Annotated in this window: 27 protein-coding genes; 13 read left to right on the plus strand and 14 right to left on the minus strand. The window is 41.3% G+C overall.

Annotation, left to right across the window (positions count from 1 at the left end):
- Positions 1–210: 210 nt before the first annotated feature.
- Positions 211–975, plus strand: coding sequence for an SDR family NAD(P)-dependent oxidoreductase (locus FRX45_RS21445; protein WP_152270538.1), 765 nt, complete (start codon positions 211–213; stop codon positions 973–975).
- 174 nt (positions 976–1,149) lie between these two features.
- On the opposite strand, the gene FRX45_RS21450 is transcribed toward FRX45_RS21445, so the two are convergent.
- Positions 1,150–1,788: an endonuclease III domain-containing protein gene (locus tag FRX45_RS21450; RefSeq protein WP_152270539.1), complete on the minus strand. Its 639-nt coding sequence runs from the start codon at positions 1,786–1,788 to the stop codon at positions 1,150–1,152.
- 247 nt (positions 1,789–2,035) lie between these two features.
- Here FRX45_RS21450 and asnA point away from each other — a divergent pair, with 247 nt between their 5' ends.
- Together asnA and FRX45_RS21460 are read left to right on the plus strand one after the other, a co-directional pair.
- On the plus strand, positions 2,036–3,037 hold the full coding sequence (gene asnA, locus FRX45_RS21455) for an aspartate--ammonia ligase (RefSeq protein ID WP_226805507.1): 1,002 nt from the start codon (positions 2,036–2,038) through the stop codon (positions 3,035–3,037).
- A gap of 33 nt (positions 3,038–3,070) precedes the next feature.
- On the plus strand, positions 3,071–4,354 hold the full coding sequence (locus tag FRX45_RS21460; RefSeq protein ID WP_226805508.1) for a PQQ-dependent sugar dehydrogenase: 1,284 nt from the start codon (positions 3,071–3,073) through the stop codon (positions 4,352–4,354).
- A 292-nt stretch (positions 4,355–4,646) separates the two neighbouring features.
- Here FRX45_RS21460 and FRX45_RS21465 read toward each other — a convergent pair whose 3' ends face one another.
- Together FRX45_RS21465 and FRX45_RS21470 are read right to left on the minus strand one after the other, a co-directional pair.
- Positions 4,647–5,606, minus strand: a complete 960-nt coding sequence (locus tag FRX45_RS21465; protein ID WP_226805509.1) for a 3-keto-disaccharide hydrolase — start codon at positions 5,604–5,606, stop codon at positions 4,647–4,649.
- 83 nt (positions 5,607–5,689) lie between these two features.
- A complete protein-coding gene (locus FRX45_RS21470; protein ID WP_152270541.1) occupies positions 5,690–6,721 on the minus strand; it encodes a PAS domain-containing sensor histidine kinase in 1,032 nt (343 codons plus the stop codon).
- 244 nt (positions 6,722–6,965) lie between these two features.
- Here FRX45_RS21470 and FRX45_RS21475 point away from each other — a divergent pair, with 244 nt between their 5' ends.
- Positions 6,966–8,081: a hypothetical protein gene (locus tag FRX45_RS21475; RefSeq protein ID WP_152270542.1), complete on the plus strand. Its 1,116-nt coding sequence runs from the start codon at positions 6,966–6,968 to the stop codon at positions 8,079–8,081.
- A gap of 113 nt (positions 8,082–8,194) precedes the next feature.
- Here the strand turns inward: FRX45_RS21475 and FRX45_RS21480 are convergent, their stop codons facing one another.
- Positions 8,195–8,626, minus strand: a complete 432-nt coding sequence (locus tag FRX45_RS21480) for an SRPBCC family protein (RefSeq protein WP_152270543.1) — start codon at positions 8,624–8,626, stop codon at positions 8,195–8,197.
- 205 nt (positions 8,627–8,831) lie between these two features.
- On the opposite strand from FRX45_RS21480, the gene FRX45_RS21485 reads away from it, so the two are divergent.
- The 4 genes from FRX45_RS21485 to FRX45_RS21500 all read left to right on the plus strand — a co-directional run bounded on the left by FRX45_RS21485 (position 8,832) and on the right by FRX45_RS21500 (position 11,490).
- Entirely contained in the window at positions 8,832–9,329 is a 498-nt protein-coding gene (locus FRX45_RS21485; protein ID WP_152270544.1) for an RNA polymerase sigma factor, read from the plus strand.
- Positions 9,319–9,957, plus strand: a complete 639-nt coding sequence (locus tag FRX45_RS21490; RefSeq protein ID WP_152270545.1) for a hypothetical protein — start codon at positions 9,319–9,321, stop codon at positions 9,955–9,957. The genes FRX45_RS21485 and FRX45_RS21490 overlap by 11 nt, the downstream gene beginning before the upstream one ends.
- Positions 9,958–10,003: 46 nt before the next feature.
- Entirely contained in the window at positions 10,004–10,588 is a 585-nt protein-coding gene (locus tag FRX45_RS21495; RefSeq protein WP_152270546.1) for a PhnA domain-containing protein, read from the plus strand.
- A gap of 152 nt (positions 10,589–10,740) precedes the next feature.
- On the plus strand, positions 10,741–11,490 hold the full coding sequence (locus FRX45_RS21500) for a DUF4412 domain-containing protein (protein WP_193311804.1): 750 nt from the start codon (positions 10,741–10,743) through the stop codon (positions 11,488–11,490).
- Between the two features lie 26 nt (positions 11,491–11,516).
- Here FRX45_RS21500 and FRX45_RS21505 read toward each other — a convergent pair whose 3' ends face one another.
- On the minus strand, positions 11,517–11,939 hold the full coding sequence (locus tag FRX45_RS21505) for a VOC family protein (RefSeq protein ID WP_152270548.1): 423 nt from the start codon (positions 11,937–11,939) through the stop codon (positions 11,517–11,519).
- A gap of 130 nt (positions 11,940–12,069) precedes the next feature.
- Here FRX45_RS21505 and FRX45_RS21510 point away from each other — a divergent pair, with 130 nt between their 5' ends.
- A complete protein-coding gene (locus tag FRX45_RS21510; RefSeq protein WP_152270549.1) occupies positions 12,070–12,279 on the plus strand; it encodes a VF530 family protein in 210 nt (69 codons plus the stop codon).
- Between the two features lie 9 nt (positions 12,280–12,288).
- A complete protein-coding gene (locus FRX45_RS21515) occupies positions 12,289–12,837 on the plus strand; it encodes a DUF1415 domain-containing protein (protein ID WP_152270550.1) in 549 nt (182 codons plus the stop codon).
- 26 nt (positions 12,838–12,863) lie between these two features.
- Here the strand turns inward: FRX45_RS21515 and FRX45_RS21520 are convergent, their stop codons facing one another.
- The 8 genes from FRX45_RS21520 to FRX45_RS21555 all read right to left on the minus strand — a co-directional run bounded on the left by FRX45_RS21520 (position 12,864) and on the right by FRX45_RS21555 (position 21,285).
- Complete coding sequence (locus FRX45_RS21520; RefSeq protein WP_152270551.1) at positions 12,864–13,466, minus strand: hypothetical protein; 603 nt, start codon at positions 13,464–13,466, stop codon at positions 12,864–12,866.
- Between the two features lie 308 nt (positions 13,467–13,774).
- Positions 13,775–14,692, minus strand: coding sequence for a sugar phosphate isomerase/epimerase family protein (locus FRX45_RS21525; RefSeq protein ID WP_152270552.1), 918 nt, complete (start codon positions 14,690–14,692; stop codon positions 13,775–13,777).
- A gap of 223 nt (positions 14,693–14,915) precedes the next feature.
- Positions 14,916–16,658: a urocanate hydratase gene (hutU, locus tag FRX45_RS21530; RefSeq protein ID WP_152270553.1), complete on the minus strand. Its 1,743-nt coding sequence runs from the start codon at positions 16,656–16,658 to the stop codon at positions 14,916–14,918.
- A 50-nt stretch (positions 16,659–16,708) separates the two neighbouring features.
- The gene (locus tag FRX45_RS21535) at positions 16,709–17,008 is read right to left on the minus strand and encodes a type II toxin-antitoxin system RelE/ParE family toxin (RefSeq protein WP_152270554.1); all 300 of its coding nucleotides are present in this window, start codon (positions 17,006–17,008) and stop codon (positions 16,709–16,711) included.
- On the minus strand, positions 16,993–17,253 hold the full coding sequence (locus FRX45_RS21540) for a hypothetical protein (protein ID WP_152270555.1): 261 nt from the start codon (positions 17,251–17,253) through the stop codon (positions 16,993–16,995). Before FRX45_RS21540 ends, FRX45_RS21535 begins: the two co-directional genes overlap by 16 nt.
- Positions 17,254–17,262: 9 nt before the next feature.
- Complete coding sequence (hutH, locus tag FRX45_RS21545; protein ID WP_152270556.1) at positions 17,263–18,798, minus strand: histidine ammonia-lyase; 1,536 nt, start codon at positions 18,796–18,798, stop codon at positions 17,263–17,265.
- A gap of 174 nt (positions 18,799–18,972) precedes the next feature.
- Complete coding sequence (locus tag FRX45_RS21550; RefSeq protein WP_152270557.1) at positions 18,973–20,718, minus strand: phospho-sugar mutase; 1,746 nt, start codon at positions 20,716–20,718, stop codon at positions 18,973–18,975.
- A 72-nt stretch (positions 20,719–20,790) separates the two neighbouring features.
- Positions 20,791–21,285: a phosphoribosyltransferase family protein gene (locus tag FRX45_RS21555; RefSeq protein ID WP_152270558.1), complete on the minus strand. Its 495-nt coding sequence runs from the start codon at positions 21,283–21,285 to the stop codon at positions 20,791–20,793.
- Positions 21,286–21,375: 90 nt separating this feature from the next.
- Between FRX45_RS21555 and FRX45_RS21560 the strand changes: the two genes are divergently transcribed.
- On the plus strand, positions 21,376–22,698 hold the full coding sequence (locus FRX45_RS21560; RefSeq protein WP_152270559.1) for a (Fe-S)-binding protein: 1,323 nt from the start codon (positions 21,376–21,378) through the stop codon (positions 22,696–22,698).
- Positions 22,699–22,783: 85 nt separating this feature from the next.
- Here the strand turns inward: FRX45_RS21560 and FRX45_RS21565 are convergent, their stop codons facing one another.
- Positions 22,784–23,329, minus strand: coding sequence for a YceI family protein (locus FRX45_RS21565; protein WP_152270560.1), 546 nt, complete (start codon positions 23,327–23,329; stop codon positions 22,784–22,786).
- A 153-nt stretch (positions 23,330–23,482) separates the two neighbouring features.
- On the opposite strand from FRX45_RS21565, the gene FRX45_RS21570 reads away from it, so the two are divergent.
- Positions 23,483–24,262: a (Fe-S)-binding protein gene (locus FRX45_RS21570; protein ID WP_152270561.1), complete on the plus strand. Its 780-nt coding sequence runs from the start codon at positions 23,483–23,485 to the stop codon at positions 24,260–24,262.
- 2 nt (positions 24,263–24,264) lie between these two features.
- A complete protein-coding gene (locus tag FRX45_RS21575) occupies positions 24,265–24,822 on the plus strand; it encodes an NUDIX hydrolase (RefSeq protein WP_152270562.1) in 558 nt (185 codons plus the stop codon).
- Positions 24,823–25,519: the final 697 nt, after the last annotated feature.

Raw genomic sequence — 25,519 nt, forward strand, 5'->3', positions numbered from 1 at the left:
ATTGCTCCAACTGTCTTCTTCCACTGTATGTAGCTACATTAACAACCTCTTCCGCTTTTATTTAAGTCTCTTAATATGAATGCCCGCAATGCGGCGGTTACCTGTGATCGCCCCATATTCCTATAAAGCAATATCCAGAAGTTCATAAGGATGGTATCAACTTTACTTATACAAACTTAGCTTTGCAGCAATATTTTAAAAAAAACCTTTATGTCATCTAAATCGAAAATTGCACTGGTAACAGGCGGAAGCCGTGGATTGGGAAAAGATATGGCATTAAGCATAGCCAAAAAAGGGATAGACGTCATTCTTACCTACAGAACAAATAAAGAAGAAGCGGAAGATACCGTACGCCAGATAGAAAGCGGCGGACAAAAAGCCTCATCACTTGCATTAGATATGAACCGGTTTTCTTCGCTTGATCAGTTTGTAAAAGAAGTGATCCATATACTCGGGACAAAATGGAATACGAACAACTTTGATTTTTTGGTAAACAATGCCGGTATGGGCGCCACTGTTCCCTTTTTAGAGGTAACAGAAGAACTGTTCACTGAATTTCTGAATGTACATTTCAAAGGCATTTATTTTCTTACACAAAAACTTGTGCCCTTAATAAATGAAAATGGCCGAATTATTAATATTTCTACCGGTACTACCCGGTTTTCCAATCCGGGCTATTCCGTTTATGCATCCATGAAAGGCGCAATAGAAGTTTTTACCAAATACCTTGCAAAAGAATTAGGAACAAAAGGTATTGGTGCAAATGTGGTAGCGCCCGGGCCCATTGAAACAGATTTCAACAGTGGGGCTATCCGCGGCAATCCTCAAATGAAAGAAAGGCTGAGCAGCCTGTCGCCATTGAACCGTGTGGGTGCTGCAAATGATATAGGCGGTGTGGTAGCTTTTCTTTGTACGGAAGAGGCCCGGTGGATCAACGGGCAACGTATAGAAGTGAGTGGTGGTATCAATGTATAAAAAGCGACCAGATAGAAAAATAAAAAGGTCGGCAGTTTATCTTACCGGGGCATTTTCTAATTGCAGGTTAAGTTATTGAGTTTAGTATGACGTGAAGGCTTATTAACGCAGCGGTTTTCACTACGCCGTTTTTCAACCCGCAATTAAAGCGGTGGAATAACAGAAAATAAAAAGTTACATCGTTGTTTGCCTGTGTGCTTTGTAGTACGCGCAAAAGGCTTTCATAAAACATATCTCGCATTTGGGTTGCGGTCTGCAAATCTCTCTGCCATGAAACGACATCGCCATACCCGCATCCCATTCTTTTTGTGGCAATACCGCCATCAGTTGTTTTTCAATTTTATTTGCATCGGTTCCGGTGGCGATACCGAGTCGTGGAGCAACACGTACTACATGCAGATCCACAATTATGCCTTCTGCAGGTTGGCCTGATTCACGCAAAATAACATTGGCCGATTTTCTGCCTATACCTTTTAAAGCAGTAAGACCTTCAAGGGTTGTTGGAATATTTTTATCGTCTTTAATCGTCTGCCCCATCTCCATCAGCCATTTTATTTTATTGCCGAAATTGCGCACCGATCCGATAAACGGCGTTAAGGTTTCGGGAGTGGCTTTTGAAAGCGCCCGCATATCAGGAAAAGATTCAAATAATTTGGGTGCGAGTTCATTAATATGCCTGTCGGAATCCTGTGCCGATAAAACCACCATTACCACCAGTTGGTAAACGTTTTCATAATTCAGCGGGTGTTTTTTGTTTTTATATTTTTTGATCAGCGGCTTAACGGCTTCGGCCCAGTTGATTGCGGCAGACATAGTAAAAGTTTAGAGGGTAAATCTACTTAAAATACAGGAAAGGAAATACAAGTAATGAAAACAATAGGTAGCAGCATTATTATCCTGTGTTTGAGTTTATTTAAGTGGGAAAAGTTCCGGACAATTAAAGGAGACATAAAATACATATCTGTTTAGAAGGAAATTGTATCTTTTAATAGGGTGGATGGTAGTGAAAAATTGTAATTTAAATTAAAACCCGACATTTGCCTTCCAAAATATTATAGTGATGAATGAAATCTTGCAAAGGGAAGCGGCAATAACACTGGTAAAAGATACTTTCAGCCGGTTTCTTTGTGATTATTTACACCTGACAAAAGTGTCGTCTCCACTTATTGTGTTAGATGGAACGGGGTTGAATGATGACCTGAATGGTATTGAGCGACCTGTTTCATTTCCTGTCAAATCTTTGAATGAACAACGCGCTGTGGTTGTTCACTCTTTGGCCAAATGGAAACGTGTTCGGTTAAAAGAGCTGAATGTAGATACCGGCAGGGGTATTCTTACTGATATGCGTGCGCTTCGACCGGATGAAGATTACAGTCCTATACATTCTATTTATGTTGACCAGTGGGACTGGGAAAAACATATTGATGTTACCGACAGAACTTTGTCATACCTGAAAAAAACGGTAAGTTCTATATTTAATGCTTTAAAAGAAACAGAACAGGTTGTATCTCAGTATTACCCGGATATGCTGCCTCAACTTCCGGAAAAGATACATTTTATTCATTCTGAAGATCTGTTACAACGCTTTCCCGGCCTTTCGCCCAAAGAAAGGGAAAACGCTGTCGCAAAAAAATTCGGAGCAGTATTTATTATAGGTATTGGCAACAAACTGTCACATGGTAATCCTCATGATGGTCGTGCAGCAGACTATGACGACTGGAGCACTGAAAATGAAGAAGGACACAAAGGTTTAAATGGAGATATCATTGTATGGCATCCTGTTTTACAGTCGGCATTTGAACTTTCTTCTATGGGCATTCGTGTAGATAAAAATGCATTGATCAGGCAGTTAAAAGAAAAAAATTGTGAACAAAAATCAACCCTACCTTTTCATAGCAGTTTACTAACCGGCAAGTTGCCCGAAAGCATTGGCGGAGGTATTGGCCAATCAAGATTGTGCATGTATTTATTAAGAAAATCGCATATTGGGGAAGTGCAGGTCAGCATATGGCCTTCAGAAGAAAAGAAAAAGATGTGCGGGAAGGGAATTGTTTTGTTGTAATGATTATTAAACAGACAATATAAAACCGGCACTTTGATTATATTTACATCTTACAAAACCAAAGACAATTTTATGCAAATGAAAACCTTCGCATGTTTTTCAATTATTGCTGCTGCCATTTCGCTTTACGGATGTGCGGGCAATAACTCATCTGCCGATACTGCCAGCGCTCCCGCCGCCGATTCTACGGTGATTCCGCCGGTTGAAACCAACGCTCCTAATGTGGATTACAAGCCCGCCTTTGAGGGACAAACCAGAGTTAATGGAGTAAAAACCACCACACCTTATAAAGTAGAAAAGATAGCCGAAAATCTGGGCAGGCCCTGGGCAATTGTTCCTATGCCCGACGGCCGGTTATTGGTAACAGAAAAGTCGGGTTACATGGAGATCCACAGTGCCGATGGTGCATTGGTTAAAAAAATTACCGGTTTCCCCGCAGTGGACGATGGCGGCCAAGGTGGTATGCTTGATGTAGCATTTGATCCGGAGTTTGCACAAAATAAAACGATCTATTGGTCATTCTCTGAAAAAAAGGGTAAAGGAAATTTAATGGCGGTAGCCAAAGGGCAAATCTCTGCCGATGAAGCTACTGTTCAAAACCCCACTGTTATTTTCCGCGCCACACCGGCGTTGGAGAGCAAAAATCATTTTGGTTCCCGCCTGGTATTTGATAAAGATGGCAACTTGTTTGTAAGCACAGGTGAAAGATCAATACTGGAAGGACGGAAGCAGGCGCAATGGCTGAACTCTGGTCTTGGAAAGATATTTAAGATCACCAAAGAAGGTAAACCTGCTACGGGCAATCCTTTCATTAACCAGAAAGATGCCATGCCGGAAATTTATGCATATGGCATACGCAATGCACAAAGTCTTGACCTTAACCCGGTAACCGGGGATTTATGGGAGGCTGAATTCGGTCCGCGCGGTGGCGATGAACTGAATCGCATTCAGGCAGGTAAGAATTACGGCTGGCCTACTATTACCTATGGAATAGAGTATGATGGCAGAAAGATTGGTGATTCCATTCAGCAAAAAGAAGGGATGGAACAACCTGTTTATTACTGGGATCCGGTAATTGCACCCAGTGGTATGGTATTCTATACAGGTGATGCGATCCCGGAATGGAAAAATAACCTGTTCATAGGAGGATTGGCCAGCATGCATATTATACGGCTGGTAATTGAGAATAATAAAGTGGTTGGAGAAGAAAGGTTACTGGCGGATAAGAAAGAAAGGTTTCGGGATGTGGCCCAAAACAATGGCATACTATACGCGGTTACCGATGGCGGAAGTATGTACAGGATCAGCAAACAGTAGAACTGCAAAGCAATTGAATAAAAAATCCCCGGTAGCAGGCTACCGGGGATTTTTTTATAGGGATATGCATAATGCTCTGCATGAGATAAGAGGGTTTGGTTCAACAGGTGCCACATCTCTCGTTTTGATACTTCAAAGGCGGAGGGCACTTAGCCACTCTCCGGGGTGGAAAGGGGATTGCCTGCTTACCGGCAGGCAGGGGTGAGTTAAAACAAGGCTGGTAAATGCTTTTGTCATTTTTCCCAAACAACAATGCCCCAACCATAAACTCCCAAACTATAAACTATAAAACTTATTTAGCCGGGGTTAAAACAATATTCCTGTATTCAATGGGTCCATGATCACCCTGGATGTATATGGGTCCCGGTTCTCCCTCATTGCTGTTTAACGCGCCACCGGTAATACCGGGTATTGCCTGGTTACAAATTACTGTTTTACCGTTCAGTACAACCGTAATCATTCTGCCTGTCAGGGTTATATCATAAGCCTGCCATTCACCCGCATTTTTAGCCGCCATCTCGCTCGGGGTGAGAAATCCGTATACTGCTCCAAGCAGATCTTTTTGCGGCTGTTTTCCTTTGCTGTCTTCTATCTGTACTTCATAGCGGCCACGCAGGTAAATGCCACTGTTACTGCCGCTGGGACAACGAAATTCAATATGGAGTTTAAAATCCGTAAACGTTTTATCCGTGATCAGGTTGGCGCCCGATTTCGGACTTGTTAATACCCCGGAAATAACCTTCCATTGATTTTCACCCAGCGCTTTCCAACCCGTAAGGTCTTTGCCATTAAACAGCTTCAGCGGAGTTCCCCAAACCGGCGCCTTTTCTCTTATCAATAACGGGGCTCTGCGGGCAGTCCAGTTATATGTTTTGCCATTGGCAGCCGTCATGGTGCCTGCTAATACCTCACCCTGGAGGGTTCCTTCAAAAGAGAGGTCATTATCCTCTTCTTCCCACTGCGGCGGTAAGCTGAAACTTATTTTTCCATCGGCAAAATGAATAAGGGAAACAGGACGGGCACTACCGGTAATTCCCACATACTGTCCTACCAGCCTCTTATGACCCGAATGGATCACTTCGAGCCAGGCCGGGAACTTTTTCCCACCATCCTCAATCGTAATATCCCAGCGCCCTTCAATGGCCGGGTCAGCGGGTTTTCCGGAAGAAATTATACCTGCTTTAGCTGATACAGATGCTAATGACAAGATGAAAACAACTGGTATTAACATGCGTCTTGTGATATGCTTCATATAGATTACTGATATTTTTTTCATCCGCTAATGTACTAAAGAAACAAATATGATGAAGATATGCTGCTGAAGAAGAGCAAAGGTTAAGTTTTGGGTATGTGCACAGCAATACTTGTACCCTTCCCAATTTCACTATCAATAACCAGTACAGCATTTACTGAAACTGCCCGTTCACGCATCCTGATCAACCCCGGATCTTGCTTTATCTTTTCCTTATCGAACCCTTTACCATCATCAATGATTATAAGCCTGATGTGACCGGCTTCCTCTGTAATGCTGATTTTTACGGTGCTGGCCTGCGCATGATACATCACATTACTAAGCGCTTCCTGGCAAATCCTGAAGAAGTCCATTTTAATTTCCCGGGTTAAACTTTCTTCATCGTATGCACTTTCAAACGAACAGGGTATCCCGTTTAAAATGGAAAACTCTTTACAATGCCATTTCAATGTTTCATTCAGCCCAAGATCGTCTAACATATGGGGACTAATGGAAAAAGAAATTCTACGTATTGTACTGATCAGCAGTTCGGATGCCGCCAATGCATGTTCTATCCTGCTTTTTGATGATAAAGACAGTTCCGCTTCCCTGATGTATATATCTTCCAGATCCAATTTTACAACAGAAGCCAATTGAGCCAGTTCCTCATGCAATTCAACTGCAAGGTATTTTCTGTCTTCTTCTATACTGCTTTTAAAATGGGTAGCTAAACTTTTAAATTTTGCATACTTTTCTTCAAACTGCTTTTCGATTTGTTTTTTTTCAGTAATATCTTTTGCAATGGCAAATACAATTTCTTTATCCGGAAAATAGATGGAAGTCCATGCCAGCCAAACAAAATTTCCCTGTTTGGTAATATACCTGTTCTGAAAATTAAGGAGCGCCTTTCCACTCAACAGGCTTATTCGTTCCTGGCGTGTAAATTCCCTGTCTTCCGGATGTATAAAAGACTCAATAGGGCGGGCATATAATTCCGCTTCCGAATAGCCAAGTGAATTAATAACAGCAGGATTTACCCTTTTTAAAAAACCATCCTTTCCTGCTATGCATACCAGATCAGGTGTCCTTTCAAAAAAAGTAAACATTTCATGTCCTGCGTTGGTTAAATGCGTCATAGTTTATGAAAGTCTGCCAATATTCTTTTGCGAAATTACCAATATGGTAACATCGTGTAAAATAACTCAGACGGAAGGTTCGAAAGAACCTGCTATTTTCTGAATATTCGTGGTAAAGTTAATGTTGTAAATCTGATACTTGCGGATACACTTATCAAAGGAGTACTATTTATCGGCTATAAATGCCGTTAAGATAAAAGTAGCTTCCTGCCTTTATACTATTAAATGATAAAATCTCGTTTTGATGATGAAAAACCAAGCAGGTGTTAAATATTATCCTGATCCCAATTATAAAATCACAAAAGTCTTAAGTATTATTGCTTTTTATTTATTACACCCTACCCCCATGAAAGCTTTAAAAAATACTTTTTTTAGTTTATCTGCCAGCTTTTTTCTTCTTTGCCTTATTGCAACAAGCTGCCAGAAATCGGTCGAGCTTCCCCAAACTTCTGAAGCAGACCCTTCGGCAATCTTTAAATTGCCATTTAGCTCAATCAGCAGTGCAAATATTAATATTACAGGCAATTTTAGAACTGGAGTACCGCTCAGCGATTCGGAGCGTATAAAGTTGAAAGTGGATGTTATTAAACCCGGGAACTGGAATTATAAAAGCGATACCATTAATGGTATTTCGTTTTCGGGTTCTGGTATACTTGCAGATACCGGTCAACAAATACTTACCTTATATGGCGCCGGTATTCCTCTGGCGCCGGGAAATATTTTACTTTCTGTAAAGGAAGACACTGCTTTGATGCGCTTAACTGTTCCTGTATTGCCAAAAGATACGGCATCCGAACCTGTGCCTGAAGCGTTATATTTTAAAATAACGATAGATGGTACTCAATATGACCTGACAGTTACGGATGATGGGCTTAACCAGATTGTAGATATGCTGGGAGCTACGGAAGATGGTGATACTGCTTCCATTGGAACGGGAATGGGACCTGTTGCTTATCCATCTCCGCAGGGAAAAGGGACTATATCATTACAAAAAGGCTTTATATATGATTATTCTTCGGCCACAGAGGAAGATTTTAAAAAATTCTTTCAACCGGGATCATATCCTTTTGCATTCAACCACACTCAGAACATAGGAGCTGGCATTATAATCTCCTGGGCCAGTTCAGAAGGAAGTTCAGAAGGACGACATTATTCTACCTTCAGTTTGGTCAGCAATAATGATCAAACAGGCAGCTTTTTTAGAATAACCGGCATAGAAGATGGATTTAATTCCAGCGGAAAATATTTCGTAAAAGTAAAAATGCAATTCAGGTGTAAACTTTATGAAGTACACACAAAAGAGATAAAAGAATTAACTGCCGGTGAAATGGTTACTTATTTTGTAAAAAATCATCGCTGACATACAGTACAAAATTGTAAAACCAGGTATTTAATTGAGACAAATGAAAACTGCCGGATCGAATACGGATTCTTTTACCGTACCAGGGTTGCAAGCTAAACTGCCTGAAAATATCAGTTGCCTGTTGCTTCTGTATATTTCTTAAAGTTGTCGAGTATAGCCTGCCAGCCACCCTGCTGCATTTCCACGGAGTGCGTATCTTCTGCTTCAAAGCTTTCCGTTATTTTGGTTTGTTTTCCCTGTGTGGAAAAAATTATTTTCACTTTTCTGCCATCCCCAAGTGTGTATTCAATGTATTCATTGAGTGTTACCGCATCGTATACACCTCCAAAATCAAAGCCCATACTGCCGTCTTTGGCTTCCATCCGGGATGTAAAACTGCCGCCTGCGCGCAAATCATTTTCTGCACGCGGAGTATGCCAGTCATCGGAAGCATTGTTCCATTGGATAATGTGTTCGGGTTTTGTCCAGCATTCCCAAACTTTTTCTACCGGTGCATTAATTGTATTTTCCACCGTAATGGTTGTTTTGTTCTGCGTTGCCATTTCTTAAAGTTTAATCGTTATTGCCTTTATTTTACTATGCAAACATCCAAAAACCATGCGAAACAAACGAAGTGCAAAAGCGACATTATATGGGTTGTTTGCGACAATCATTAAGCGAAATCCAAATGTGGCGTTTAATATTAAATGCTAAAACTGTAAGAAATTCATTGAACTTACGACTAATGAATTAAAGTGGAAAATTAGAATGGAAAAAGAATTCACTGAATTAATAAATAATCACCGTGCATTGATATTCAAGGTGTGTAACCTGTATTGCAGCTACCCCGAAAGCCGGAAAGATCTGTTCCAGGAAGTGGTTTTGCAACTCTGGAAGTCTTTTCCCGGTTTCAGGAAGGCGTCGGCCAACAGCACCTGGATTTACAGAGTAGCACTCAATACAGCCATATCCAATTTCAGAAAAGAATCGAAGAAGCCGGAAAAACGCCCCCTTACCCTACTGGAGCTTGACATTCCGGATATACCGGGCACTTCAGAAAAAGAAGAAGACCGGAGCGCGCTTAACCAGGCAATCGCAAAACTCACAGAAATAGAAAAAGCTGTTATTATGCTGTACTTAGATGAAAAAACCTATGATGAGATAAGTGAAATTATTGGCATTTCCAACAGCAATGTAGGGGTAAGATTAAACAGAATAAAAAATAAATTAAGTGAACTTATAAAAACCAATTACAATGAATATTGATCAATTAAAAACAGACTGGCAGCGATACAATCAAAAACTTGAATTATCAAAGCGCTTAAACGAGGAGCTTATACACAGTATGCTAAAAGAAAGATCGCGGTCGAGGATTGCAAAGATCAGGCGTGATAATATAGTTTATATGATTTTAATGATGATGAATTTGGTGATCCTGGCAGCTATATTCACCGGCAATCCCTTTGATTTTAAATACGCACTACAGTATATTCCGTATGGTATTTTAGCAATCGGCGTGCTGTTGGCTATTGTTTCTCTTTTTAAAAGTTTACAAAGCTTTAATGTGAATTTAAACCATGTGAATCTTGATTTTTTTCTTAAAAAAACAATTGCCGAATTTGAGAAGAACAGGAAAATGGAAAGATGGTTTGGTGTCATTATCGTATCTGCAGGCGTTTTAACAGGCTTATCCTTTTTACCCAACAAACTGCAAAATAAACCACCGGGTCAGGCATTGATTGAAACTGCTGTTAGTATGGTACTAACCGTGGTCATTTATATCATAGCATTTAAACTGGGGGCATTTAAAAACAGGAAGAAAGAAGGCTTTGAAAATGATTTAAAAGAACTGAATACATTAAAAGCTATTTCTTCAGAATTAGGTGATAAATGACCAATCCGAATGAATTATCTTCGCCGCCTTATTTAAAAACGGAAGTATGAAACTGGATGAAATATTGCTTAAAAGAAGCGAAAACAAGTGTGAATTATGTAAAGCGGAGGATAGGATTATAGTGTACGAGGTGCCCCCTGCATCGGGTGCAAGTGAAGAGAACTGCATTATAATATGTAATACATGTTCTGTGCAAATTGAAAAAAAAGCGGAATTAGACAGCAGCCACTGGAAATGTTTAGCGGAAAGCATGTGGAGCGAAGTGCCTGGTGTGCAGGTAATGTCGTGGCGAATACTGAACCGGCTGCGGAATGAAAGCTGGGCGGCAGATAACCTGGATATGATGTACCTTGATGAAGAACAACTTGCCTGGGCCAAAGCAACAGGTGACCATGAAAATGACGGAACAGTGGATCTGCATAAAGATTGTAACGGCCAGGTATTGCAAACCGGCGACTCCGTAGTGTTGATTAAATCACTGGATGTAAAAGGTTCAACACTGAATGCCAAATTGGGTACGGTAGTAAAAAACATCCGTGTAGTGGAAAATAATATTGAACAGATTGAGGGGAAGATAGAAGGACAGATGATTGTAATCCTTACTAAGTATGTAAGAAAGCAGAACAGTTAATTGTTAATGTTAAGTACACTAAAAAGACCATAAAAGAATTTGCCATCTGCCTGGATGGATATTCCCCGGTACGCTTCCGGAATTACCGGCAAATGCGTGAAAAATTGATGTATCTTGTCATGAGGAATCTTTATTATTATAAAACCCGCATTATGAAAAAAGCTTTCGCTTCATTTTTTCATTCGTCACCCTTGCTTAGAGTGGCTTTGGTTTTAATAACAATATACCTGTTCCCGGCGGAGAACATATATGCGCAGGAAGGCATAAAGCTTCCTGATGAATACCAATTTAAGCTGGGCATTACCTACGAAATGTCGTCAGGTAAAAATAATAATTTGAAAAAAACACAGGACATTAACATGTGGTATTCTGAAGCCGGTTATACAGGTGTTGGAGTGGGGAACCAGGCTGCAATGTTTATGGTGTATGATATGAAGTCAATGAAAATGATCACACTCATGGAAGCGCAAAAAATGGCGATGATAATGGATATGAAAAAAATGGCAGAACAGGCTGCGGCTAAAACAGGCGCCGTTGAAAAAGACGCAGGTGATGTAAAAATTACCAAAACGGGTAAAACAGAAAAGATACTTGGCTATACCTGTGAGCAGTACAAGATAATCAGCGATAAATCTGAATCCCTGGTTTGGGTTACCAGTGCACTGGGATCAGGATTTGGCAATTATGCCCAAAGCATGGCAATGGCGATGGGCGGTGGTAAAGCAAAAAAAGGGCTGGGTTTTCCGGATATGAAAGGTGTAACCAATGGTATAATGCTGAAAATGGAAGCCACAGATCCTTCAACAGGTGATGTAATGCGGATGGAGGCAACTTCTGTAAATAAAGATGGAAAAAAAATTAATGTAAGCGGTTATACTACGATGAATATGCCGGGGCAGTAATCGAATAATTTGTATAGAATTGATGGTTATTCCTCCAGTTTCCATTTTGGATTCCATACAACTTCCCATATGTGACCATCAGGATCCTGAAAATAACCGGCATAGCCGCCCCAAAATGTATCGGATGGCGGTTTGGTAATTTGAGCGCCAGCCTTTTCAGCCTGCTGCATTACTGCATCAACCTCCTCCCTGGTATTGACGTTATGTCCGATAGTGAATTCTGTTGCATTTGGCAAACCAGGCCGTAATGCTGTGTCGTGTGCAATATCTGCCCGGGGCCAGATGGCTAATTTAAGACCGCTCTGCAAATCAAAAAAAGCGACCGCGCCATGTTCAAATTCAGTTCCAGCAATACCCTGTGTTGGCAAGCCCAAACCATCCCGGTAAAAATTCAATGACCGTTCCAAATCGCTCACACCTAATGTTAAAACAGTAATTCTGGGTTTCATAATTTAAAAATATGTTTTTTATTATTTTGTTGCACAAAAACAGATCGAAGTATTTGATGCAAAGTTAATTTAACTGCCTTTATGTGTTCAGGCTAACCCATTACAGCTATCTTTGTTACAAACGCTGCGTATGCAATCCAATGACCCGCTTCATGGCAAAACGCTTGAAATGATCCTTCAAGAACTGGTGTATCATTTTGGTTGGGAAGAAATGGGAAGCATGATCAGGATAAATTGTTTTATCAGCAATCCCAGTATAAAATCTTCGCTGAAGTTTTTGCGTAAGACACCCTGGGCAAGAAAAAAAGTGGAAGACCTGTATGTCAAATCCCTTACTTAAAAAATAAACATGAATGCGCCCGATATTGAGATCATCATAACACAAACAAAAAAATGGATCACCGATGTGGTGGTGGGTTGCAATTTTTGCCCTTTTGCAGCGAAAGAGCTAAAGCGAAACACAGTTCACTACAAAGTGTTGGCCAATGCTACTGCTATTACGGCCCTGGAAGCAGTTTTAGCTTTACTGCGCCATTTAGATGACAATGACAATATAGAAACATCCTTCTTAATCCTGCCCGGCAGCTTTCCTTTATTTGATGCGTATCTTGACCTGGTTGACCTTGCTGAAAAATTGCTTGCCAAAGAAAATTATGAAGGTATTTACCAGGTTGCCAGCTTTCATCCCCAATATATATTTGCCGGAAGCAGGGATAATGATCCTTCCAACTATACCAATCGTTCTCCTTATGCTATGTTGCACTTTTTAAGAGAAGACAGTGTGAGCAAAGCGGTAGACAGTTACCCGGCTATCAATAAAGTACCGGAACGCAACATCGCCTTTACAAGAGAAAAAGGACTTCGCTATATGCAGCAATTATTGGCGGACAGCCTCTGAAATACCGCTGGCAATGAGCCGCTTTTTTAAAGTTTATATTGTATACCCATTCCAAAAATAGCCAGCGGAAATGTTTTTTCTTTGGTCAGCCATGAACCGCTATATGTGTACGAGCCAATAATATCTATGTGCGCGGCAACAGCGCATCCTACAGTAGGTGATATTACGGGTCTAAGTTTGGTTTTGGAATAACGGTAATGCGCACCGCCTCCGTTAAGTTCAATAAACCATCCGCCCGTTTCTCTTTTAAAATCCTGGTGTATGTAACGTGGTGCGCCAAAGTTAAACCTGTAACCCGCCATAAGAATTATAGCGCTCACGTTATTGAATTTACCATCATCAAATGAGCCCCAAAGCGGGCCGTCGGTTGGCATTGTATGTGTACCCTTTACGGTAATCACATATTGATTATAGGCGTCTGCATTTTGCTGCGCATTAAACATCAGCTTGGCATCCATGGCTACCCCTATTGTTGCAGGATAGGAGAATCCATTATATGAGCCCTGAATATTTACTGCTAACTGGGGCGATTTTGTGGGATAAGGAACTGTTTTTTTGATGACTTGCGCCTGAACTGACATGGCAAGGAACAGAGAGCAGGTGAATCCTAAGAGTAAAAGCTTTTTCATTACATAAAATTTGGTTGAAACAAAAAGGCTTTTCCGCTTTATACCCGGATCATTTAATTTGCAATTGATGCAATGTTAAATGATCATAGAAATAGGATTTTCATCATTGATCATAGAAATGGGATTTTCTGAACCCAAAAATATAAGGATAATGCTGCGTCTATGATATTTTTCGGTGAACCATACAATAGCTTCGGTGAAGGGTCAAAATAAAGCGATTTTTGGAAGGACTAATGCACAATATGGCATGTGCTTAACCTGTATTTACAGGCCGTGCCACCAGATTATTGGAGAGTAACAATAAACAATTATTTATTAAAATGCGCTTTCATTATCTTAGGATAATCGGCCAGCGCCACTTCCGGTTCTGCAATTTCGGGATGCCATAATTTCTCCCATTCGAAACTGTAATATCCCCTGTAATTTCCTTTCTTTAAAAGATCTATCGCTTCAAATACAGGAACTTCGCCCCGCCCTAAAAGGGTGTATTGTAACTTGCCGTTAACCAGTTTGTTATCCTTAATATGCGTATGGAGGATGTATTTCTTCAATTTTTGATATACCTCCACTGGTGATTCTTTAGTTACTGACCACATGTTGGCAATATCCCAAACCAATCCTGTATGTGCATGTGCAGCATGTTGCATAATTTTTTGGAGGTCTTCACTTTTAACCAGGTCGCCATGGGTTTCCATTAAAACCGTTACTTTACTATCCTTCGAAAAATCACCCAATTCCAATAAGCCTTTTGTAATCAGATCTATTGTTGCATTTCTATCCTGCCCTTTTGGAAAATTATTCGGGAATACCCTCACAAAAGGGCAATCTATTTCCTGCGCCAGCTCAATAAACCGGCGGGCTTCATCCATATTTTTTGTTCTTTCCGTTCCTTCAGCAAAGTGCAGGTTGGCAGAAGATCCCAGTCCAGCAAATTGCAGTTTTTTTTCTTTCATCAGCGTAAGCGTATTCCTTTTATTTTGCGCATTTCTGAATGCGGGGCATTTAGTAATATCTAATTCGCGTTGTATGCCTCTTATCTCAATACCCCTATATTCATGTGCTGCCGCAAAGTCAACAATTTCTTTAAAGCTCCAGTCGGGGCAACCGAGTGTGGAAAAAGACAGCAGCGGGTGATCCTTTTTTTTAGTAAAGGAAAAGCCGGTAACAGATGTCCCCAATAATACAGCGGATGTATTCAGAAATTTTCTGCGTGTAAAATGATTCATGAAAAAAAGTTATTTCGTTCGTTTTACATATAAATATAGGTATTGGATATGACAGATGATGCAAATAAGTTAGATCAATGATCTGCCGCTTAACACTTGATTTCAATCTAATTTTCAGTAAAATTGAGGAAATCAAATCATATCGGAAGAAGATGAAGAAAAAAACACTTAATCCCCGGAAGAATTTAGAAAGGCAACTCAGCAATGGCGTACAAATTTAAAACTATCCAATTCTATCCTTTATATCTAAGTAATTGGCTTTTGCGGTTTCTTTAGCTGTTTCATACCCCGCATCTGCATGCCGGATTACTCCTATGCCCGGATCATTTCTCAGCACTCTTTTTAATCTTTGTTCCGCATCATCGCTACCATCGGCTACAATTACCATTCCTGCATGAATACTATAACCCATTCCAACGCCACCGCCATGGTGAAGACTCACCCAACTGGCGCCACTGGCAGTATTCAGCAATGCATTTAGAATTGGCCAATCGGCTACAGCATCGCTGCCATCCAGCATCGCTTCTGTTTCGCGATTAGGACTTGCTACGGAGCCGGTATCCAGGTGATCGCGGCCGATCACAAGAGGCGCTTTTACTTTTCCTGTACGCACCAGTTCGTTAAAGGCAGCCCCTGCCCTTTCTCTTTCGCCTTGCCCTAACCAGCAAATGCGGGCCGGCAAACCCTGGAAAGCGACTTTTTGCTGAGCAAGATCAAGCCAGCGGATCAGCGGTTTATTTTGAGGAAACAGCTCGCGAATTTTATCATCCGTAACTTTTATATCATGTGGATCGCCACTGAGTGCTGCCCAGCGAAAAGGGCCCTTACCTTCGCAAAACAGGGGACGAATATAGGCTGGAACAAAACCGGGAAAATCAAAGCAACGACCATGTTTTAAATCCGCCACGGCGGACAAGTTTAAGGGTTGATAGCTGATATTTTTCTCCTCATATTCCTGTGCCCTGGCCCTGATATTGTTACCGTAATCAAAAGTGATGGCGCCTTTATCCATCAGTTGCAGCATGAGTTGCACATGCAGGTACATGCTTTCATAACTCTGCTCCAGGTATTCCTCCGGGTTGGTTTCTCTCAGTACATTTGCCTGCCCGTTAGTAAGGATGTGCGGTACATACCCGATCAGCGGGTCGTGGGCAGAGGTTTGATCGGTAAGCGTATCAGGAATAATATTGCGTTCGAGCAATCGTTGTAACAGATGAACCGCATTGCATAATATTCCAATGCTCTTCCCTGCTCCTTCAGATTTATACCTCACTGCTTTATCAATCGCATCGTCAATATTTGTATATTTTTCATCGAGATACCGGGTTTCAATGCGCTTGTCAATACGCCATTCTTCCACTTCAGCAATAAGCGCTGTGCCTTCATTCATGGTAATAGCCAGTGGTTGTGCACCACCCATACCACCTAAACCTGCAGTTACATTAAGTGTTCCCTTTAATGTTCTGTTGAAATTTTTATCAGCAATTGCTGAATAGGTTTCATAAGTTCCCTGTACAATGCCCTGGCTGCCGATATAGATCCATGAGCCTGCTGTCATTTGCCCGTACATCATCAGTCCTTTTTTTTCCAGTTCATCAAAATGCTCCCATGTGGCCCATTTGGGTACCAATTGTGCGTTGCTGATGAGTACCCGTGGTGCGTCTTTGTGCGTTTTTAGAATGCCTGCAGGTTTGCCGGATTGTATTAAAAGCGTTTCATCATTCTCCAGTATTTTTAATGCACGGATGATCAGGTCAAGCGATTCAAAATTTCTTGCGGCTTTACCCCGGCCGCCATATACAATCAGATCATCAGGTCGTTCTGCTACTTCGGGATTCAGATTATTGAGTAACATTCTTAATGCCGCTTCCTGTATCCAGCCTTTGCAGGTAATTGTGGTACCTGTGGGTGTGCTGTATTTTACCGGATCGTAGCTTTGTTTAAGTGGATATTCTATAGCTGCCATAACTGTTTCATCTTTTAACAAAATGATTCAGAAAAAAATGTATCCGTGATTTATTCATACTGATTTTTTTGGGGATCCTGTTTCGATTCTATCCAGTCAACTATATAGATTGTTTTGCCTTTAATACGATAATATAATTTATTATGCTTGCTGATGATCAGTTTCCGGTAATCACTTTTTTTTGCAGAAGGCATACCCGCAAAGGGAGTTTGCTTGAGTGATTCTATTTTAAGATAGAGCTCCTTAACGAATTTTTCTGCTGAAACTTTCGACCATTCCTGTTCAATCCATGCAGCAATCTTGCCGGATTTAATTACAAATCTTTTGTTTAAAATTATTTTGTAAGCCATCTGTTCATGGCTTTTTTAAAATCATTCATTGTTAAATACTCACCCGACTCCATCTCTCTAAATCTATCTTCCAGAATAATTATTTGTTCTTCAGTAAGATCATCCTCCCCTGCATCTGCCTCTTTTATACGGTTTTGAATAATATAGGGCACAACATCGTCATTAAGCACGTTTAAGACGTGCTCATCTTCAATACTGTCAATGAGCTGATGTAATTCCTTCTTAAGTTGTTTCTTTGACTTCATAAGATAGCTTTATTCAAATTTACTTAAATTATCTGAAGCTGGTATGTTGCATTCTTCTACGCTACGGCTCAGAAATGCCCCAGCTTTCACCATATCGTCATGCAATACCCTGTCTTCCGTATTAAAAGATACTTCTTTCCGAAAAGCAGCAACTACCTGTTCTACAATATTTGAACTTTTTAGTGGCCGGCGGAATTCCAATGCCTGCACGGCACTCAGCAGTTCAATGGCCAATACTTTTTCTACATTATCAATAATGCGCAAACATTTTGTAGCGGCATTGGCGCCCATGCTTACATGATCTTCCTGGTTGTTGGAAGAAGATATAGAATCTACTGATGCCGGGGTACACAATTGTTTGTTTTCACTTACTATGCCAGCGGCAGTATATTGCGGGATCATAAAGCCGGAATGCAATCCAGGGTCTGTAACCAGGAACAATGGCAATCCGCGCTGGCCGCTGATGAGTTGATAGATACGCCGCTCGGAGATATTGGCCAGCTCACTCATGGCAATGCTCAGAAAATCCAGCGTTAAGGCCAATGGTTGCCCGTGGAAGTTACCACCGCTTAATACCAGCCCTTCATCCGGAAAAATATTGGGGTTATCCGTAACTGAATTGATCTCCTGCAGAAAAACCTGCTTTACGTATTCAAAAGCATCTTTGGTAGCACCATGCACCTGGGGCACACAACGAAAAGAGTAAGGGTCCTGTACCTGCTTTTTCTGTGCAGCAGCTAGTTCACTCCCCGCTATATAATTCCGGATCATTGCTGCCGTGGCTATCTGCCCTGCGTGCGGTCGAATCTCCTGTATCTTTTCATGAAAAGGTTCAGTTGTACAATCAAACGCATCGAATGAAATGGCAGTGATAAGGTTCGCCCATTGTATCAATCTTGCGGCTTTAACCAGGCTATACATTCCGTACGCTGTCATAAATTGTGTGCCGTTGATCAGTGCCAGCCCTTCTTTGCTTTGTAAATGTATAGGCTCCCACCCCTTTTTGGCCCAGGCTTCACCTGTTTTCATTTTTGCATCGCCGTACCAAACTTCGCCTAAGCCTATAAGAGGTAAACTCATATGACTGAGCGGCGCCAGGTCGCCGGAGGCCCCTAATGAGCCCTGGGTATAAATTACAGGCAATACATTGTTGTTGTGCATGTCCATCAGCCGCTTTACCGTATCAATCTGCACACCGGAATAACCATAGCTTAACGATTTTATTTTGAGCGCCAGCATCAGCTTCACAATGGGTTTGGGTACTTCTTCGCCTAAGCCGCAGGCGTGCGACATCAGCAGGTTAGCCTGCAACTGTTCTATCTGTTCATTGCTGATGGCTACATCCTGCAAAAAACCAAAACCAGTATTGATACCATAATACAACTGATCGCTTTTTTCCAGCAACTGGTTAAGATAGCTGCGGCATTTGGTAATGCGTTCATGGGCATCAAAGGTAATGGAGACGTCCTGACTATATTCCAGCAGGTTCTTCACCTGGTCAAAGCTTAGCGGGCTTCTGTCTAAGGGAAGGTAATTATAACTCATGCTGGTATTTTGATTGGTAAGTTAGGTGTGATTGGTTGATTAGGTGACTGGTTTAGTGGTAATGTTTGTGAGCTGATTAAACACATTGCATTATATCACATTAAAAAAACCGTGTAGCTTTAGTAAAGCATTACACGGTTTTAAACAATCAGCTAATATTTTTCTCCGAACCTGTTACAACTTTAAATCCGTAATAATGCTTTGTATGCGTTGATCCAGTTCCGCGCTCACTTTGTCAAAATCAGCGGCACTTTCAAGCCTGGTATTTACGCTAAAATAAAATTTTATTTTAGGTTCTGTACCCGAAGGTCTTGCAGAAATCTTACTACCATCTTCAAGTATAAACTGCAATACATTTGATTTGGGCAGTTTGATCTCCCATTCTTCTCCCGTTACCGGGTTTTTGCCTCTCCGCAGTTCATAATCCAGCAACTGTACAACAGGTGATCCGTTAATGGATTTCGGCGTGTTCTTCCGGAAAGATTCCATCATTTCGGCAATCTCTTCCTGTCCGCGCATGCCTTTTTTGGTAATGGAAATAAGATGCTCCTTATAAAATCCATACTGCACATACAGGTCAATCAATTTTTCAAAAAGACTTCTTCCTTTATTTTTTTCATAAGCGGCCATTTCGCTAAGTATAGCCACAGCGCTCACCGCATCCTTATCTCTTAATTTTGAACCTACCATTAAGCCATAGCTTTCCTCTCCGCCGATAATATAATTTTCACTACTTTCTTTTTCTTTGATCAGCTCTGCGATCCATTTAAAGCCGGTAAGCACATCATAGCAGGTTACGTTATTTTCTTTGGCTATACGGTTGATCATATCGGTGGTTACGATGGTTTTTACCACCATATCATTTGCCCTTGCTATACCCTTGGATTTACGGGCTTCTATAAGATAGTTAAATGCCAGCACGGCTGTTTGATTTCCATTTACCAGCACCCAGTTGCCTTTATGATCCTTAACAGCAATGCCTACCCTGTCTGCATCGGGGTCGGTTCCCAAAAGAATATCTGCATCTATTGCTTTGGCTTTTTTTAAACCAATGCTCATCGCCTCACTTTCTTCCGGGTTGGGATAAACTACCGTTGGGAAGTTGCCATCCGGCTTCGCCTGCTCTTCCACGATAGTGACATTGGTAAAGCCGTATCTTTTTAATAATTCGGGCACAAGCATAATTCCCGTGCCGTGAATGGGTGTGTATACAATTTTGAGATCGTGCTGTCTGGCAATCACTTCAGGATATACGCTCAAATCCTTTGCCATCTGCCAGTACGCTTCATCCATATCCTTACCAATAAGCTGTACCCGGTCTTCGCTACCACCTGCCTGTCCGGCAGGCAGGCTCCACTTCACTTCATCAACAGAGGCAATTTTATCCACTTCGGCGATTACATTTTTATCGTGTGGCGGAACCAATTGTCCCCCATCGTTCCAATAGGCTTTATAACCGTTGTATTCTTTGGGATTATGAGAGGCCGTACATACCACACCGCCCTGGCAACCCAAATGGCGAATGGCAAAAGACAGTTCAGGCGTGGGACGCAACGATTCAAACAGAAAAACCTTAATGCCATTGGCGGCCATCACATTGGCAGTGATCTCTGCAAACCGGCGGCTGTTATTGCGGCTATCATGCGCAATGGCCACTCTTGTTTCACCTCCGGGGTAGGTTTTTTTTAAATAATTGGCGTAACCCTGGGTAGCCATACCAATCGTATACTTATTAATACGGTTGGTGCCCACCCCCATGATGCCCCTTAATCCGCCGGTTCCAAATTCAAGATTTCGGTAAAAAGCTTCTGTTAATTCATCGGGATTTTCTGCTTCGAGTTTTTTTATTTCATTTTTGGTGGCTTCATCAAAAGAACCGTTGAGCCACATATTTACCCTGTCTCTAATTTTGGTGTCCATATTGTATCATTATAGTTTGCAATCAATTTAGGTAAATTCATCGAATTTCGGGGAAACCGGTAAATTATCAAATTATTCGAGCCATGCACCGGTAATATTTTCGTTTTCTACCTCTACAAAAATGTGCTCCTGTAAAGTAGTGGCAACAGCATATCCCACATAGTCGGTATGCACCGGGAAAGTTTTATGTGTTCTGTCTACCAAAGCAAGCGTTTGAATTTTTTTTGGCTGATCCTGCAAAAATGGTTTTAAGGCATATAGCATGGTTTTGCCGCTGTTGGCTACATCGTCCACCACTATCACCACAGCGTCATCAAAGTTTTTCCCGCTGCTTACGGTAATCTTGCCCGGCCGCCTTTTATCGTCTACCGCAATATCCATCACTTCAATCTTTCCTTTAAAAGTATCGCTTAATAATTGTTTCAGCTTTTGGGCAATTACTACTCCATTTTCCCTGATGCCTGCCAATAGTATCTGATCTTCGCCTGTATTGCGTTCCACTATTTCAAATGCCATCCGTCTCAGTATCTTGTCTATTTTTTCTTTAGTAAGAATGTAGTTCTTCATCCTTCATGAATTAATCTTATCAAAACTAAGCGGTATTAATGAATAAAACAATTCGTACTAAACATCTTATCTTAGCGTTACAACTATGCTATGATACACATTGCTTCGCAAATTATTTTTATTATCGCTGCTGCTACCGGTATCGGCTTGTTTGCAAAAAGAATTGCAGGCATACGTAAAAATATACTTACAGGGCGAGATGCTGATTATACCGGTCAGCCATCTGTGCGCTGGAAAAATGTGCTGTTGCTTGCCTTTGGGCAAAAAAAAATGTTCAGGAACCCATTGGTGGCAGTGCTTCACTTTTTTGTGTATGCGGGATTTATTATCATTAACATAGAAGTGCTGGAAATTATATTAGACGGTATATTGGGAACACACCGGTTATTTGCACCGGTGTTAGGAGGACTCTACAGTTTTTTGATCAACGCGTTTGAAATACTGGCGGTACTGGTCATTGTATCCTGCGCTATTTTTCTTATCCGCAGGAACATTATAAAACTGAAAAGATTTATCAGTAAAGACTTAGACGGATGGCCCCGCAGTGATGCAAACTACATATTGATTACAGAGATCGTGCTGATGCTGCTTTTTTTAACCATGAATACAACCGACCTGGTATTGCAGGGGAAAGGCTATGGTTATTATGCCGAAAATCCTACCGGCCGGTTCATTGTATCGGGTATGCTCACTCCTTTGTATGGATCATTTAGTGAAGCAACGCTGGTAGCAACAGAAAGAAGCTGCTGGTGGCTGCATATACTGGGTATCCTGGCATTTATGAATTATTTGCCTTACTCCAAGCATTTGCATATTCTGCTGGCCTTTCCCAATGCCTATTATGCGCGATTATTACCCAAGGGAGAAATAAATAACATGCCTGCTGTTCAGAACGAAGTGTTATATGCCATGCAGCCTGAACTGGCGCCTGCTGATGCTCCTCCCCCAGCCCGTTTTGGGGCAAAAGATGTGTTTGATTTAAGCTGGAGAAACTTGCTTGATGCGTATTCCTGCACCGAATGCGGAAGATGCTCAGCTGCTTGTCCTGCTACCATCACAGGAAAAGCACTGTCGCCCCGGAAGATCATGATGGATACAAGGGACAGGGTGGAAGAAACAGGAAAGAATATAAGGCTGAACGGAACGTTTAAAGATGATGGCAAGACTTTATTGCATGATTATATTACCGTTGAGGAACTGCGCGCCTGCACTACCTGCAATGCCTGCGTGGAAGAATGCCCGGTAAGTATTAGTCCGCTTGAAATTATTCTTGAGCTGCGCCGTTCGCTCGTAATGGAAGAAAGCAATGCCCCGCAGGAATGGAATGCCATGTTCAGCAATATTGAAAACAATTTCGCGCCCTGGAAATTCAGCCCCGATGAAAGAGATAGATGGACGGGAGAAACGGGGTAAAGTGTTACAAGTTGCAGGTTACAGGGTCCATTGTTACAAGGAAATACCCCTGAAACCTGCAACTTGTAACCTGTAACAACCCCATTTATTTATCGCTTTTTGCCAGCACCTTAAGGTTCAGTGTAACATTATCTCCCATGCTTATACTACCGCCACCCACATTATAATCCCTGCGGTTTAATGTAAATTCTCCTTCAAAAAGCATATCATTTTCTTTTGGCGTTGCTTTAAAGGGAAAAGAAACCTCTTTGGTCACGTCTTTAATAGTAAGTTTTCCAAAAACAAAAAGGTATTCTTTATTGGTGCTTGTAGTTACCTGTGTTGACACAAAATGGATGTCCGGATACTTTGCAACCTCAAAATAATCTTCCGACCGTAAATGATTATCGCGCTGATCAATGCCGGTATTGATGGTTTTAACATCTATCGTTACATCAAAATGACAAGCGCTGAGGCTATCGGGGTGAAAAATAATTTTTCCCTGCAATCCTTTAAAGCTTCCGCTAACGTTCACACCAAAGTTCCTGATCTTAAATCCTATTTCCGATCCTTCGTCAACGGGTGTAAAATGCTGTCCGAAACTTATAGTAGTTACAATCAGTGCAGCAATTAGGGTAAATATTCGCTTCATGCCTTATAATAAGTTATTGTATCCTTCAAAGATATTAACAGATTTGTTAATGCCTTGCTTATATTCAAAGCATAATCTGCTCATAACATATAGTAGCGTAAAATAGTATAATGATAAATTTCGTTTAGCTTTGAAACTAAAATTATATTCAGCATGAAGGTTCCGTTAATGTCAGAATTGTATGCCAACCAGGAGCGTCCGGACATACTATTTTGGGTAGGTTGTGCCGGTAGTTTTGATCAGCGGGCGCAAAAGATAACAAAGGCCTTTGTAAGCATACTTAATAAAGTAAATATAAAATATGCCATCCTTGGAAAAGAAGAGGTATGTACCGGTGATCCGGCCCGGAGAGCAGGTAATGAATTTTTATTCCAGATGATGGCTTACCAGAATATCCAGGTACTAAACAACTATGAAATAAAAAAAATAGTTACGGCCTGCCCGCATTGTTTTAATATCCTTAAAAATGAATACCCCGAACTGGGCGGCAGCTATGAAGTGATACATCACGCTGTTTTTTTGCAGCAATTGATTGATGAAGGAAAAATAAAGATGAAGGAAGCCGGAGATTTTAAAGGAAAACGCATTACCTACCACGACAGTTGTTATTTGGGACGTGCCAATAATATTTATGAAGCGCCGCGCAAAGTGCTGGAAGCGCTTGATGCTGAACTGGTGGAAATGAAACGGTGTGGCAGCAAAGGATTATGCTGCGGTGCCGGTGGGGCGCAAATGTGGAAAGAAGAAGAGAAGGGTTCCATACGCATCAATCACGAAAGAACCAATGAAGCCCTGGAAACCGGGGCCAGCGTAATTGCTTCCGCATGCCCTTTTTGCAACACCATGCTTACCGATGGAGTTAAGAACAAAGAGAAAGAAGACAATGTGCGGGTGCTCGACATTGCCGAATTGATCAATGCCTCAATGCAGTAAATATGAAAGACCTGAAATGGAAAGTTTTATCATCGGAATACCTTTATAAAGCTACGTGGTTTACTATCCGCAAAGACAAATGCGAAACGCCGGAAAAGAAAATTGTTGATCCTTATTATGTATATGAGTTTCCCACCTGGGTTACCGCAATGGCGCTTACAGAAGACAAGCAGGTGGTTATGGTTCGTCAGTACCGGCATGCGCTGGGCGAAACGATTATGGAAACGCCCGGGGGGTGCGTGGATGATACCGATGCCTCTTTGCAGGCTGCCATTGAAAGGGAATTATTAGAAGAAACCGGTTATGCATTCAGCCATTACGAATACCTGGGAAAAATATCACCTAATCCTTCCACCAACGACAACCTTATGCATATGTTTATTGCAAGTGGAGGCAAAAAAGTGCAGGAGCAGCAACTGGATCACAACGAAGAAATAGAAGTATACTTATTCGGCATTGACGAGATCAAACAAATGCTGAAAGAAAATAAAATACTGCAGGCACTTCACACCACCTGCCTTTTTTATGGTTTACATAAACTGGGGTATATGGAGTATTAAATTAAATCCGAAGCCTGGAAGACCGAAGGAATACAAATACAAAGCACCAAGAAGCAAAAAAACAAGAACCAAACCTGTCCGCCGTGGCGGATAAAATTCAAACCTTAAATGCAAGCCTTAAACCACAAATCATAGACCACTAATTAAAAAAATCGGAAGAAGAGAAAGGTCAAAAGAGATAAGTCAAAGAAAGAAGCACCCGTTCAATCGTTAGCAGTTACCACCTGATAGCTTACACCTGATACCTACTAAAAAAAAGCATCAAGTTTTGTTGATATGTCGGCTTGCGCTTTCATACTACTAACCCGATGCTTTCGTGATGGGCTTCCATCTTCTGACGGATTTCCGCTCATCGTGTTACTTTCTTGCTGTTTCCAGTATTACTTGTAACGATTGTCCAATAAAGATACTTCATAATTTTACCTGTTTCCAAGTTTTTTGCTGATTTACTACGCACCGGAAATGCACCTGGTTATGCACCAAAATAAGAGGGTTTTGCAGGTTTTGGATGGAGTTGTGCACACATTGCTATGAAATACAGGGTTCCGAACGCCCATTTCAAATCCGAAGTCATTAGTGTCCGGTAAAAATACTTGATTGATAAATTAAAAGGAGGCGAGTAGCCTCCTTTTTCGGTATTTTTAAGTTACCACACAAAAAAACAGCCGATGAGTAAAGGTACTTTTTTTACCGGACA

The organism is Agriterribacter humi, assembly GCF_009192765.1.
GTDB lineage: Bacteria > Bacteroidota > Bacteroidia > Chitinophagales > Chitinophagaceae > Agriterribacter > Agriterribacter humi.